Raw genomic sequence first — 13,932 nt, 5'->3', positions numbered from 1 at the left:
CAAACAAAAATAATACAAATTTCCGATTAATCCTCTTTTTAATTTTACAAAAATATACTTTACACTATCTTTGCCACAAAAAGTCACAATGAATTACACGACCTATCTTTTCGACTTTGACTATACGCTTGCTGATTCTTCCCGCGGAATCGTCACTTGTTTCCGCAACGTACTGACCCGTCACGGATATACAGAGGTGACGGATGATGACATCAAACGTACTATCGGCAAGACTCTGGAAGCCTCTTTTTCCATCCTCACCGGTATGACAGATGCCGGACAACTGGCAGGATTCAAGGCGGAATACCGAAAAGAGGCCGACACGCATATGACTGTCAATACGATGCTTTTTCCGGAAACCAAGTCCGTACTGACTGCGCTGAAGGACTCCGGCGCCCGCATCGGAATCATCTCGACCAAATACCGATTCCGCATCAAGGAACTCCTCGACCAGCATTTTCCCGCAGACTTTATGGAGATTATCGTGGGTGGTGAAGACGTGAAAGCCGCCAAGCCATCCCCCGAAGGGCTGCTCCTTGCCATTAAACGACTGCATGTCAGCAAAGCCGAGACCCTCTATATAGGCGACAGCACGGTAGATGCAGAAACAGCCCAAGCAGCCGGAATAGACTTTGCCGGGATTACCCACGGAGTAACCACTGTCAAAGAGCTGGAGAAGTACCCCCACCGGAAAATAATGAGCACTTTGGAAGAGCTGCCGACAATACAAGAGGAGCATTCCTCATATTCAAGATTGAAAAACTCCTCCTGCCGGTAACGCAACCTGCACCCGCTTGAATTGCGGCACCACCTATACTGGCAACTACTGCAACCGTTGCGGACAAAGCCGCAACACTCCACGCTACCGGTTGAGTAACACTCTTAAAAACATTGCCGGAGGCTTATTCAATATAGACAACGTTTTTGGGCGTACCCTTCTGGAACTCCTCTACCGTCCGGAATACATGATTAGAGACTTCATCGACGATAAGCGTGTAGAGTATTTTCACCCATTCCAGACACTCTTCATTCTTGCAGTCCTTTATATCATGGCCGTGCAACCGGTAGACCCGGAAGCCCTGAGCCAAAAAAGAAAGGACGGAAAGGACGGAAGAGACAGAACAGACAGACAAAGAAGAAATCATTGCCGCGCTGGCGTTGGCCTGTATCTATATGATAAAATTCATTTTATAGCGGAAGCCATCCTATAACTTCTTTCATAAAGAAAATAGAGAGCTTTATCCAGTTCGTCATAATCTTGAAGACATCAAAAAGAGAGCCCTGTTGACGTAAAGCTTGACATTTTCATTCCCGTGCCTTTCCTTTGCAGCTGCATGAGATGACCTGTACCCGGCTTGTTTTACTTGCATTATTGTGCTTCCATATCTTTCACCTTTTTCTGAAACGCCCTATCCATCGGCATTTCCGGTGAAACTTCTTTTCCCTTCGGAGAGTGGCGGTGAACACCTTCTCCGGCATGTTTGTCAGACTCCGGTGCCTATCGCGACAGACTCCGGTGTCTGTCAGATTAAACACAAGTGTCTGTCGGGCTGAACACAAGTGTCTGTCAGATTAGACACAAGAGTCTGTCAACTTGCCATATACAGTTGTCAACTTCAGGATGCTCAAGTAGAGGTTTACACTCTCCAAACTCCTTCTAGCTACCTCAAATTAAAGAGCCATGTATACAAAAAAATAAAAAAGCAAAAGAACATTTGCCCGATTAGAATAAAAAGAGTACTTTTGTGCCCGATTATTCCGCACCGGGTTCGACCAAGTGCTTTCTAAGTGATTAGAGACCACCCGACGGAGCTAACTTATACATTATATATAAGAAATGTACGCAATTGTAGAAATCAACGGCCAGCAATTCAAAGCAGAAGCTGGCAAGAAACTGTTTGTACACCACATCCAGAATGCAGAAAACGGTACAACAGTAGAGTTTGACAAAGTTCTTTTGGTAGACAAAGACGGCAACATTACCGTAGGTGCTCCCACCGTAGAAGGCGCAAAGGTTGTTTGCCAAGTCGTATCAAACATGGTAAAAGGCGATAAAGTTCTCGTTTTCCACAAGAAAAGAAGAAAAGGTTATCGCAAGTTGAACGGTCACCGTCAACAATTCACAGAGTTAACAATCACAGAAGTAGTAGCTTAATCAATTAAAACAGTAAGAAGAAATGGCACATAAAAAAGGTGTCGGTAGTTCTAAGAACGGCCGCGAATCACAGAGTAAGAGATTAGGCGTTAAGATATTTGGTGGCGAAACTTGCAAGGCAGGTAACATCATCGTTCGTCAAAGAGGTACTGAATTCCATCCGGGTGACAACATCGGTATGGGAAAAGACCACACTCTTTTCGCTTTAGTAGATGGAACTGTAAAGTTCAAAGTGGGCAAGGAAGACAGACGTTCAGTTTCTGTTATCCCCGCAGAAAATGCAGAAGCATAAGTTTTACAGACAAGAAATAAAAGAAAGGCTGGATTCTTCAATGAGTTCAGCCTTTCTTTATTATAATACAACATGCTTCAAACGAGTTGCATAGCAATAAATATAAAAAAAATATTAAAAAATAGAATAAGATATTTTTTTCCGCGACATTTGTGAAAAACAGGTAGTATGAAAACCCAATTGACCTATATAATCATATTTGTCCTTTCAATAGGATTGATTCTATCGGTCAAATCCAATCTCCAACTTCATTATACCCTAAAAAGTAGCATACAAAAACAAACAGAAAAAGAAATCGAACTAAATTCTATCTTGTGGGCAATAAGAGCCTGTTTAAATTTTCTTCAATAATAATCTTATAGTGGCCAATTTGACCATTTCCTCTGCCGAATCGAATGTTAGTTCATAGTTTCGGCAGAGCCTTCTATTGTAATCCATCCATGAGAATGTTCTTTCCACAATCCATCTCTTTTGAATGGGTCTGAATCACAGTTCCTTGTACGCGCTGATAACAACCTGAATGACATATCCGAATTTCTTTCTTATGTTATCGACAAGTTCTCCTCGGTAACCTCCATCGACAAGGATGTTTCTTACACTGGAGCACATCTCCTTAAGAACCCTCATCAGCAAATAAGCGGCTTTACTGTCATGCACATTAGCTATGGTGACCATAACGGCAATAAGAAAGCCATGCTTTGACCACGTTTCACACGTACATGCCCACGTAATTTCTCTAACAACAAGTCAAAATCCAATTGAGAGGCCCATTTGCGATAGTAGTAATAGACCAACTGCCACTTGGGAAAGTCAAGAGGAAGCATCCGCCATTGACAACCTGTCTTTACCAGGTAAAATATAGCGTTCCAAATCAATCGCAAATCATATTTTCGCTTTCTTTCTTGCAGGTTCAATACTTTTGTTATATATTGCCAATCGGTTTCCGTTAAATCTGTCTGATACATCTTTTTTAAAGTTTGGTCGCTTCAAAGAAAGAAATAATCTGACGGATACGGAAACCTCTTTAGAAAAAGATTTCAGTCATTTTTAAACAGGCTCTTAGAGATATTTTCTTCCCTGTCAAAGAAGTGCCCGAATTTACCTTTATGCATTTTCAAACAAATACAAAAAAAATATTCTAATGATTGTTTAACGACCTTTTAAATTGTAAATGCCATGAAAAGAAAAGTTATTATTTTAGCTATTACCAGTTTGGTTATTATCATTTCTAATTTATTTTTTTAATCAAATAGCAAATCAATATTAATCACCGACTTTGATTTACTAAATATTGAAGCCTTAGCCCAAAATGAGAGTGAAGGTGACAATCAATGGTATCAACCTGAGACCCGAAGGTGTAAACTAGAATTAGGTGGAGGATGGCTTGAAAGTAGTGTAGAAAGAGTTTGCGTATTTTGCGTAGTACCATATTCTTGTACCTCAGTAGCATGTGGTGGAGTCTTTTAATAAAAAATAACTATTATGAAACAACTATATTATATCACAACTTTCCTACTTATTTTCTGTTCTTGCCAAAACAAGAACAGAAGTAACGAATCCTTATTTCAAGCAGAGAATATATCCACCGAAGGACTACAAACCATAACGGTGGAAGTAGAAGACTATGATTTCGAGTACTTAGGAAAATACCTCAAGGCCGCTTCTTATGTTCAACTGGCCGCCGAACCTTTAATTGGCGCTATCAAGGAAGTGCAGATAAAAAACGAAAAAATATATGTGCTTGATGCATTTTCCAGAATTGTTTGTTATGACATGCAAGGCAATGTCATCTTTAAGATAGATGCAGTAGGGGCCGGACCGGGAGAATATGTACGTATCAGCGCTTTTGCAATAAACGAGCAAAGCAGAGAACTGGTTATTTACGACAACCCGAAGACGACACTGCTATATTATAACTCCGATAATGGGAAACATATTAAAACAGAGAAGTTTCCCAAGCCCAATCCCGGTGCAATGGCTTCATCGGATGGAGTTTATTACTACGATAATCAGTTTCACAGTAATTACCCCAACGACAGTACACTGCACTATTCCCTATTATTATCAAAAAACGGCACTGATATTGTTCAACGCTATTTTGCACACAATCAAGCAGAAGCCGAATATCATTTCAGTGCCACACCACAGCCGTTCAGTTACAATGATTCCGTACTATACTATTGCAGAAACTTCGATAACATAGTCTACAAACTAAGCCCGAATGGTTTAAAGGCCGTTTACGAGATAAAGATTCCCAATCCATTGCCATTCTCGAAGATTGAAGAAAAAGCAAATGAGATGGGACTCATGAAATCAGCCTACTCTTTGGGAATAGAATGTATATACAAGTGCGAAAATTTGCTTTATTTCCAGTTTTATAAAGGCGGCTATCTGCAAGTTGTCCTCTATGACCTATCCCGGAAAAAGCAGATATATTGTGGAAAAAGACTGGCGGACAAAGCAGGAAGAGAAGTTCCCTTTTACCGATTAATCAACGGAGTGTACAAAAACCGATTCTGGGGGTATATAACCCCGGAAACCATCGAGTGGGCTTTAGCCAATGAACCAGACAAAGATTATCCTGAAATATTCCGCAGCTACAATCCCGATTCCGGCAATCCGATTATCGCATTCTATGAAGTTGTGAAATGACAGGAAGATAAAACCACGCAAATAGCAGGCAATACAAAAAATAAGCAACTATCTTTTTGTATTACCTGCTATTTGCGTTATCTTTGCCCTCAAAATCAGAGTATTTAAATTGTATATAAGAATATGCTTACCATCAAACAGATTACAGAAAACACCGACGCGGTTCTCCGCGGACTGGAAAAGAAGCACTTCAAGAATGCGAAGGAAACCATCGGACAAGTGCTGGACTTCAATAACAAAAGAAAAGCCAACCAAACCCTCTTAGATAAAAACCTGGCGGAAGCCAACTCACTCTCCAAATCCATCGGACAACTGATGAAGGAGGGCAAGCGAGAAGAAGCGGAAGCCGCCAAGAGCCGTGTGGCCGAACTGAAAGAGGCCAACAAAGAATTGCAGGCCAATATGGAGCAGGCTGCCAATGATTTGCAGACTTTGCTTTACACCATTCCCAACGTTCCCTACGATAGCGTGCCCGAAGGCGTAGGCGCCGAGGACAATGTAGTGGAAAAAATGGGTGGTATGGAAACCGAATTGCCCAAAGATGCCCTGCCCCACTGGGAGCTGGCCAAGAAATATGACCTGATTGACTTCGACCTCGGCGTAAAGATTACAGGCGCGGGATTCCCTGTATATAAAGGTAAAGGCGCACAATTGCAACGCGCCCTCATCAACTTCTTCCTGGACGAAGCACGCAAATCGGGCTATACGGAAATTATGCCGCCGACAGTAGTGAACGCTGCTTCCGGCTATGGTACGGGGCAACTTCCCGATAAAGAAGGACAAATGTACCATTGCGAAGTGGACGACTTATATCTGATTCCTACAGCCGAAGTTCCGGTAACAAACATCTACCGCGATGTGATTCTGGACGAAAAGCAGTTGCCCGTCAAGAATTGCGCTTATACCCAATGCTTCCGTCGCGAAGCCGGCTCATACGGAAAAGATGTACGCGGCCTGAACCGTCTGCACGAATTCTCCAAAGTAGAGCTGGTGCGCATCGACAAGCCCGAACATTCCAAGCAGTCTCATCAGGAAATGCTGGACCATGTGGAAGGATTGCTCCAGAAGCTGGAACTGCCCTACCGCATTCTTCGTCTTTGTGGCGGTGACATGAGCTTTACGGCTGCCCTCTGCTTCGACTTCGAAGTGTATTCCGAAGCACAAAAACGTTGGCTGGAAGTAAGTTCCGTCTCCAATTTTGACACTTATCAAGCCAACCGTCTGAAATGCCGCTACCGCACGGCAGAAAAGAAAACAGAGCTTTGCCATACGCTGAATGGTTCTGCACTGGCTCTGCCACGTATCGTTGCCGCCTTGCTGGAAAACAATCAGACTCCGGAAGGAATCCGCATTCCGAAAGCACTGGTACCGTATACCGGATTCGAGATAATTGACTAAAAGCCGCATCTTTTGTGCTATAAAAAGAGAATAGCACGCAGATGACACAGATAAGGCAGATGACCACAGATTAATTATTTATAGCAACAATTATCTGTGGTCATCTGCCTTATCTGTGTCATCTGCGTGCCATCCCCTCAACTCCCTCACCTCCATCATTTTTTCCATCCCCCTTTCTTTGTTATTAACAAATAACCCTTATCTTTGCAAAATCTATCAATCTGACAGTAATTACGTAATTATACCAACAAAATCATTAGATAATGAATAAAATCATTAGCAAAAAACATTTTTCAGAAAAGGTATTCAAATTAGTCATTGAAGCACCGCTAATTGCTAAGTCACGTAAGGCAGGACATTTTGTCATTGTGCGCGTAGGCGAAAAAGGCGAACGTATGCCGCTTACCATTGCAGAAGCCGACCCGGTAAAGGGAACCATCACTCTGGTGGTTCAGGAAGTCGGACTCTCCTCTACCCGTCTTTGCGAACTGAATGAAGGCGATTACATTACGGATGTTGTCGGTCCGTTGGGACAAGCCACCCACATTGACAACTTCGGAACCGTGGTTTGTGCCGGAGGCGGTGTAGGCGTAGCTCCCATGCTCCCCATCGTACAGGCGCTGAAAGCTGCCGGCAACCGTGTCATTACCGTACTGGCAGGTCGTACCAAAGAACTTATTATCCTTGAAAAGGAGATGCGCGAAAGTTCCGATGAAGTCATCATCATGACCGACGACGGCTCCTACGGACGCAAAGGTCTGGTGACGGAAGGTGTGGAAGAAGTCATCAAACGCGAGAAAGTGGATAAATGCTTCTGCATCGGCCCTGCCATCATGATGAAGTTTGTTTGTTTGCTGACAAAGAAATATGAAATACCCACCGACGTATCGCTGAACACAATTATGGTGGACGGCACGGGCATGTGTGGAGCCTGCCGCATCACGATAGGCGGAAAAACGAAGTTCGTATGCGTAGATGGCCCCGAGTTCGACGGACATCAAGTGGATTTCGACGAAATGCTGAAGCGTATGGGCGCCTTCAAAAGTATCGAACGCGAAGAAATGCACAAGCTGGAAGAACCGCAAACCTGCCAGGCCACCAGTGAGAACAAAGAAGACGAGAAAAGCCGTAACGCTGCCTGGCGCCAGGAACTGCGCAAATCCATGAAAGCCAAAGAACGCACGGCAATTCCGCGTGTGGAGATGAACGAACTCGATGCAGAATACCGCTCGCACAGCCGCAAAGAGGAAGTCAATCAAGGGTTAACGAAAGAACAAGCGCTGACAGAGGCCAAACGTTGCTTGGACTGCGCCAACCCCGGATGTACGGAAGGTTGTCCCGTAGGCATCGACATCCCCCGCTTCATCAAGAACATCGAGCGCGGCGAATTCCTCGAAGCTGCCAAGACCCTGAAAGAAACCAGTGCACTGCCCGCAGTCTGCGGTCGCGTCTGTCCGCAGGAGAAGCAGTGCGAATCCAAATGTATCCATCTGAAGATGAACGAGAAGCCGGTAGCCATCGGCTATCTGGAACGTTTTGCCGCCGACTACGAACGGGAAAGCGGACAAATCTCCATACCGGAAATCAAGGAAAAGAACGGTATCAAAGTTGCCGTCATCGGTTCGGGACCTGCAGGTCTGTCGTTTGCCGGAGATATGGCAAAGTATGGCTATGACGTGACCGTTTTCGAAGCACTGCACGAGATCGGCGGTGTATTGAAATACGGCATTCCGGAGTTCCGCCTGCCCAACAAGGTGGTGGACGTGGAAATTGACAACCTTGCCAAAATGGGAGTGGAATTCGTCAAAGACTGTATCATTGGCAAGACGCTCAGCGTGGAACAATTGGAAGAAGAAGGCTTCAAGGGCATATTCGTAGCTTCGGGTGCAGGACTGCCCAACTTTATGAATATCCCCGGCGAGAACTCCATCAATATCCTCTCGTCCAATGAATACCTGACCCGTGTCAACCTGATGGATGCGGCAAGTGAAGATTCCGATACACCGGTTCCTTTCGGTAAATGCGTAGCCGTGATAGGTGGCGGCAATACTGCCATGGACTCTGTGCGTACTGCACGCCGCCTCGGTGCAGAGCGCGCCCTGATTATCTACCGCCGCTCGGAAGAAGAAATGCCGGCACGTATCGAGGAGGTGAAGCATGCCAAGGAAGAAGGTGTAGAGTTCCTGACCCTTCACAACCCGATTGAATACATCGCCGACGAACAAGGAAAAGTAAAACAAGTGGTGCTTCAGAAGATGGAGTTGGGTGAACCGGATGCCAGCGGACGTCGTAGTCCCGTACCCATCCCCGGAGCCACGGAAACCATCGACATTGACCTTGCCATCGTCAGCGTAGGTGTATCTCCCAACCCGATTGTCCCAAGCTCCATCAAGGGATTGGAATTGGGCCGGAAGGGAACGATTGCCGTCAATGATAATATGCAGTCGTCCATCCCGACCATCTTTGCCGGAGGCGACATTGTCCGCGGAGGTGCTACCGTAATCCTTGCCATGGGAGACGGACGAAAGGCAGCAGCAGCGATGAACGAACAGCTAAAAAAATAAGAATCTGTCATGAAAGGTGGAGACATACGAACTCCACCTTTTTTATTCTACTACAACCTCTCCCTCTGCTTTCCCCTTCTAACATACAATTTAATATTTCAAGAAAATGAAACGTATTTATCTATCCCTACTTCTCTGTCTGGTTTCCTATTGTCAAGCGCCCAAGAGCCCCTAAACGGGGATTCCCTTGCTTCAGACTTTCGGTATCTGGTAAAAGAACTGGCAGCAACCCATCCCGACCCTTACAGCGGCTTCGGAGGAAAAGTATTCTTCTACGAACAAGCTTTCCATCTGGAGAACGAGTTACGCCGGACTCCCGGTACAAAACAGACTTTTTTTTGACAAGGTAAACATTTTCCTATCCAATCTGCAAGACGGACACACCTACCTTTTACCTCCCACAGCCAATCAACAAGCAAATCAGCGTTACCTAGCACTGGAAGGAACACATTTACGTCATTACCAACGAACGTACCTTCAGTGCAGCTTTCCACTACACTTTCTATCTGTGGAAAATGGGTGCTACCCTTGTAGGAATACCCAGCGGACAAGCCCCCAATACCTATATGGAACAAACCTTATTCCGGCTACCCTATACCGGTATGCAAGGCTCTATCTCCAACTCCATACAAATATGCTTTCCGGGCAAAGACCGGTGTGCCCACACACTTTATCCGGACCTGATGCCCACCTATCAGGATTACCAAAGATATAATTTTGATGTCCAAACTGAGATTCTGTATTTACTCGACAAGATTAAATCGGCTCCTCATTCTCATACGAACCCTGCGGAGAAGTATCAGAAGTAAAAACAAAGCCCCGTTTACAGATAAATTGCAAACGAGGCTTTATTTCTATATTTCAATAAAGAGACTACTTCACCACCTTGTTCGTTGCCGGGTCGGGGAAAATCACCGTCGGCTTGAACGACTTGGCTTCTTCAAAGTCCATCAGCGCGTAGGACATGATAATAACAATGTCATCGGGTTGCACCTTGCGGGCTGCCGCACCGTTCAGGCAAATTTTGCCAGAACCACGCTCGCCCTTAATAATGTAGGTTTCAAAACGCTCACCGTTATTATTGTCGGCTATATACACCTTCTCGCCGGCAATCATGTTGGCGGCATCCATCAAATCTTCATCGATCGTGATGCTTCCCATATAGTTCAGGTTCGCTTCCGTGACGCGGGCACAATGGATTTTCGACTTCAACACTTCAATCATCATATCTTTATAAATTACGAATTACTAATCATAAATTACAAGGCAGCAGGCTCTTTGTACTTGATATTATCAATCAGACGAACTTCCCCGCAGAACACTGTGATGCAACCCACAGCATAAGAAGTTTCCTCCCAATCGGCAATCTTCTGTAAGGTATTGCCATCCACCAGTTCAAAGTATTCCAAACGCAATCCGGGGGCGGCTGCGATGGTGTCTTCCACAAACTTCCGTGTCTCAGCTACCGTGTGTGAGGCTGCAAAGGTACGACTTTCAAATAAAGTCTGCGAAATTTTCAGTGCATTTTTGCGTTCTTCGGCAGACAAACGGGCATTGCGACTGCTCAGAGCCAACCCGTCTTCCTCACGCACAATCGGACACCCTACAATTTCCAAAGGATACTTCATCTGGCGGACCATCTCGCGGATAATGGCCAACTGCTGGAAATCTTTCTCGCCAAAGTAGGCACAATCCGGCTTCACCGCATCAAACAGCTTGCTCACAATCTGGCAGACACCGTTAAAATGCCCCGGACGGAATGCCCCTTCCATCACTGTGTCCAGCGGCGCATAGCTGAAACGGCGGGTATCCGGTTCCGGATACATCTCCTCCACCGAAGGTGCAAAGACAAATGCAGCTCCACACGCTTCCAGCAGACGGCAGTCAGCCTCCGGCGTACGGGGATATTTCACTAAATCATTCTTGTCATTAAACTGAGTCGGATTTACAAAAACGCTTACTACGGCAGCGTCATTTTCTGCCACACAACGTTTCACCAATGAGGCATGACCGGCATGCAAAGCACCCATCGTAGGCACCAGACCTACCTTCTTTCCTTGGGCTCTCAAAGCCGAAAGTCCGGCCTGCAAGTCCTTGATAGTATGTACTATTTCCATTTTAATTGGTTATATAATAACTTGGTTGTTCGCAAAAGCGGTGCAAAATAAACCATTATTTAGCATATAAAGAAGAAATATCGCAAATTAATGCAAAACCCAATACACTTTCCAGCCAAGCCCCAAGCACTTTAATCACTGAAAAACAAACAGTTAACAATTCATAAGGAATTATAGACAGGCTACGTTTGCTTTATTGCCCGTTTTTTTTTATATCTTTGCAAAATAATTGAGAACATTGTTATTATGACAAAGGCGAACAAGGTTTTATTTATAACCCAAGAAATTACTCCTTACGTTTCAGAATCCGAAATGTCCCTCGTAGGCAGAAACCTACCTCAGGCTATTCAAGAAAAAGGCAGAGAAATCAGAACGTTTATGCCCAAATGGGGAAATATCAACGAACGCAGAAACCAGCTGCATGAAGTGATACGACTCTCTGGCATGAACCTCATCATTGACGATACCGACCACCCGCTCATCATCAAGGTTGCCTCTATCCAGTCTGCACGTATGCAAGTGTACTTCATCGACAATGACGACTACTTCCAAAACCGCTTGCAGGCAATGGATGAAAACGGTGAAGAGTATGAAGACAATGATGCCCGCGCCATCTTCTATGCCCGCGGTGTACTGGAGACAGTGAAGAAACTGCGCTGGTGTCCTGACATCATCCACTGCCACGGCTGGATGACCGCTTTGGCGCCTCTGTATATCAAGAAAGCTTACAAAGACGAACCTTCCTTCAGAGATGCCAAGGTCGTATTTTCTCTTTATGAAGATGACTTCAAGCAACCTTTCCACGCAGACTTCCCCAACAAGCTGTTGCTGAAAGGCATCACCAAGAAAGATATTGCCGGATTGAAGGAACCTATTGACTACACTTCACTTTGCAAACTGGCTGCGGACTTCTCCGACGGCATTATCCAGCAAAGCAAGCATGTCGATGAGGAAGTGATGAACTATGCCCGCGAATCCGGAAAACCGGTATTGGAATATCAATCTCCCGAAAACTTTACCGAAGCCTGCAACGACTTCTACGACAAAGTATGGGAAACAAAATAAAAATAAAATTGATTTAGACAATAAAGCTATGAAAGTAAGATATCTGGGAACATTGCTTTTGGCAGTCCTGACTTTCTTTGGATGCGATGACAACACCGGTACATTAGGTTTGGGCATGTTACCCGATTCTGACCGCATGTCAGCGCATACTACAACTTTTGATGTAATAACACGTTCATTTCCCGTTGATTCCGTATTTGCCAAGACGAGTACCGGATATATAGGCAAGTTTTCCGATCCGGAATTCGGTTATTACGAAACAAGTTTCCTCACGGAATTGAACTGCACGGAGAACTTCTCCCTTCCGGAAGTGTATAGGGAAACCGAATGGGACAGCAAAGGAAATCCGACGAAAGCTACCGGTATAATGGCAGGCGACTCGGTAGTTTCAATACAATTGGCTGTCTATTATTCCAGTTGGTTCGGCGACTCCCTGAACGCATGCCGGATGAGTATCTATGAACTGGACAAGAAGCTGGACAAGAACCGCTATACCAACATCAATCCGGAGGAGTACTACAACAAGTACGATGACAAATCCCTGCTCGGACGCAAGGCCTATTCAGCTTTCGACACATCTGTTCCGGACTCTGTAAGATTTGAAAAAGACAATAACGGTTATTATACTTTCTATCCCAATGTAACATTCCCGCTGGATAAAAAGACCTTTGGCGAAGACAGGATACTAAAGGTTTATCGGGCAAATCCTGAATACTTCAAGGATTCGGATACCTTCATAGATAAGGTCTTTAAAGGAGTATACGTAAAGAGCGATTTGGGAGATGGAACTATCCTTTATGTAGACTACGTAGCTTTGGAAATGGAACTTTGTACACACTACACAAACGATACAACCGGTGTAGCTCTCAAAAAGAAAGACGGAACCGACTCCTTGAGATATATAACCAATACTATATTTGCTTCTACCAAAGAAGTTATCCAAGCAAACCAATTCCTGAATTCCGATTTGATAAAGAAAAAGGCTGAAGAAGAAACCGGATGGACTTATATCAAATCTCCTGCGGGCATCTTCACTCAAGCCACCATGCCATACGATTCAATATACAACAAACTGTCCAATGACACCCTGAATGCCGTGAAGTTGACTTTCACGAATTACAATATAAACAGCGACTACGAATATAGCATGAGTGCCCCCAATGACGTGCTGTTGATACGTAAGCAGGACTTGAAGAGCTTCTTTGAAGACAACAAAGTCAGGGATAATATCACCTCATTTACAACAACCCACAATGCATTTGCCACCAATCAATACGTATTCAGCAACATAGCCCGGTTGGTTACCACTTGCATCAACGAAAAACAAGCTGCCAAGAAAGCCGCCAAAGATAAAGCCGGCAGTTCTTGGAATGAGACAGAGTGGGAGGAAACTTGGAACAAAGAAAATGAAGACTGGGATAAGGTATTGCTGATTCCGGTTTCCATTACCTATGACAACAGTACAAACAGTAGTGGCAACAAAACCATGACCGGTATCCAGCATGACCTCAAGCCGGGATATGCCAAACTGAAAGGAGGTCCGGAAGAAGAAAACGGTAAAGTAAAATCTCCATTGAAGATAGAAGTAACATATACCAGTTTCAACAAGTAACTGACAGATATTCCATAAAAAAGCCTTCCGTTCATTGTAGAACGGAAGGCTTTTTTTATGATTGATGGGACAAGCTG

At 44.6% G+C, this 13,932-nt stretch carries 14 protein-coding genes; 10 read left to right on the top strand and 4 right to left on the bottom strand.

The features are described from left to right. Window positions 1–88 precede the first annotated feature (88 nt). The 4 genes from M1B78_RS06545 (at window position 89) to rpmA (ending at window position 2,447) form a co-directional block, all read left to right on the top strand. On the top strand, window positions 89–778 hold the full coding sequence (locus M1B78_RS06545; protein WP_257940216.1) for an HAD family hydrolase: 690 nt from the start codon (window positions 89–91) through the stop codon (window positions 776–778). 16 nt (window positions 779–794) lie between these two features. Next, a complete protein-coding gene (locus M1B78_RS06540; RefSeq protein WP_257931405.1) occupies window positions 795–1,211 on the top strand; it encodes a DUF3667 domain-containing protein in 417 nt (138 codons plus the stop codon). A gap of 626 nt (window positions 1,212–1,837) precedes the next feature. Then, on the top strand, window positions 1,838–2,155 hold the full coding sequence (rplU, locus tag M1B78_RS06535; RefSeq protein ID WP_136010599.1) for a 50S ribosomal protein L21: 318 nt from the start codon (window positions 1,838–1,840) through the stop codon (window positions 2,153–2,155). 22 nt (window positions 2,156–2,177) lie between these two features. Continuing rightward, window positions 2,178–2,447: a 50S ribosomal protein L27 gene (rpmA, locus tag M1B78_RS06530; protein ID WP_136010598.1), complete on the top strand. Its 270-nt coding sequence runs from the start codon at window positions 2,178–2,180 to the stop codon at window positions 2,445–2,447. 486 nt (window positions 2,448–2,933) lie between these two features. Here the strand turns inward: rpmA and M1B78_RS06520 are convergent, their stop codons facing one another. Further along, on the bottom strand, window positions 2,934–3,122 hold the full coding sequence (locus M1B78_RS06520; RefSeq protein WP_257940215.1) for a hypothetical protein: 189 nt from the start codon (window positions 3,120–3,122) through the stop codon (window positions 2,934–2,936). Continuing rightward, entirely contained in the window at window positions 3,110–3,412 is a 303-nt protein-coding gene (locus M1B78_RS06515) for a transposase (protein ID WP_246866960.1), read from the bottom strand. Before M1B78_RS06515 ends, M1B78_RS06520 begins: the two co-directional genes overlap by 13 nt. Window positions 3,413–3,929: 517 nt before the next feature. On the opposite strand from M1B78_RS06515, the gene M1B78_RS06510 reads away from it, so the two are divergent. The 4 genes from M1B78_RS06510 to M1B78_RS06495 all read left to right on the top strand — a co-directional run bounded on the left by M1B78_RS06510 (window position 3,930) and on the right by M1B78_RS06495 (window position 9,870). Beyond that, window positions 3,930–5,099, top strand: coding sequence for a 6-bladed beta-propeller (locus M1B78_RS06510; protein ID WP_246866946.1), 1,170 nt, complete (start codon window positions 3,930–3,932; stop codon window positions 5,097–5,099). Between the two features lie 123 nt (window positions 5,100–5,222). After that, a complete protein-coding gene (serS, locus tag M1B78_RS06505) occupies window positions 5,223–6,497 on the top strand; it encodes a serine--tRNA ligase (RefSeq protein ID WP_257940214.1) in 1,275 nt (424 codons plus the stop codon). 263 nt (window positions 6,498–6,760) lie between these two features. Continuing rightward, on the top strand, window positions 6,761–9,061 hold the full coding sequence (locus M1B78_RS06500; protein ID WP_257940213.1) for a bifunctional dihydroorotate dehydrogenase B NAD binding subunit/NADPH-dependent glutamate synthase: 2,301 nt from the start codon (window positions 6,761–6,763) through the stop codon (window positions 9,059–9,061). A gap of 515 nt (window positions 9,062–9,576) precedes the next feature. Next, window positions 9,577–9,870: a hypothetical protein gene (locus tag M1B78_RS06495; protein WP_257940212.1), complete on the top strand. Its 294-nt coding sequence runs from the start codon at window positions 9,577–9,579 to the stop codon at window positions 9,868–9,870. Between the two features lie 64 nt (window positions 9,871–9,934). Here M1B78_RS06495 and panD read toward each other — a convergent pair whose 3' ends face one another. Continuing rightward, window positions 9,935–10,288, bottom strand: coding sequence for an aspartate 1-decarboxylase (gene panD, locus M1B78_RS06490; protein WP_005823568.1), 354 nt, complete (start codon window positions 10,286–10,288; stop codon window positions 9,935–9,937). Window positions 10,289–10,320: 32 nt separating this feature from the next. After that, window positions 10,321–11,178 carry a pantoate--beta-alanine ligase gene (gene panC, locus M1B78_RS06485; protein WP_257940211.1) on the bottom strand — a complete coding sequence of 286 codons (858 nt, stop codon included), beginning with the start codon at window positions 11,176–11,178 and terminating at the stop codon, window positions 10,321–10,323. A gap of 246 nt (window positions 11,179–11,424) precedes the next feature. Here panC and M1B78_RS06480 point away from each other — a divergent pair, with 246 nt between their 5' ends. Then, window positions 11,425–12,243: a glycogen/starch synthase gene (locus tag M1B78_RS06480; protein ID WP_257931412.1), complete on the top strand. Its 819-nt coding sequence runs from the start codon at window positions 11,425–11,427 to the stop codon at window positions 12,241–12,243. 28 nt (window positions 12,244–12,271) lie between these two features. Continuing rightward, window positions 12,272–13,855: a DUF4270 domain-containing protein gene (locus tag M1B78_RS06475; protein ID WP_257931413.1), complete on the top strand. Its 1,584-nt coding sequence runs from the start codon at window positions 12,272–12,274 to the stop codon at window positions 13,853–13,855. Window positions 13,856–13,932: the final 77 nt, after the last annotated feature.

This window comes from Bacteroides muris (ex Fokt et al. 2023) (genome assembly GCF_024704895.1).
In the GTDB taxonomy this organism is placed as follows: Bacteria; Bacteroidota; Bacteroidia; order Bacteroidales; family Bacteroidaceae; genus Bacteroides; species Bacteroides muris.
Note: the sequence above shows the minus strand (reverse complement) of the source record. Positions and strands in the feature narration are given on the sequence as shown.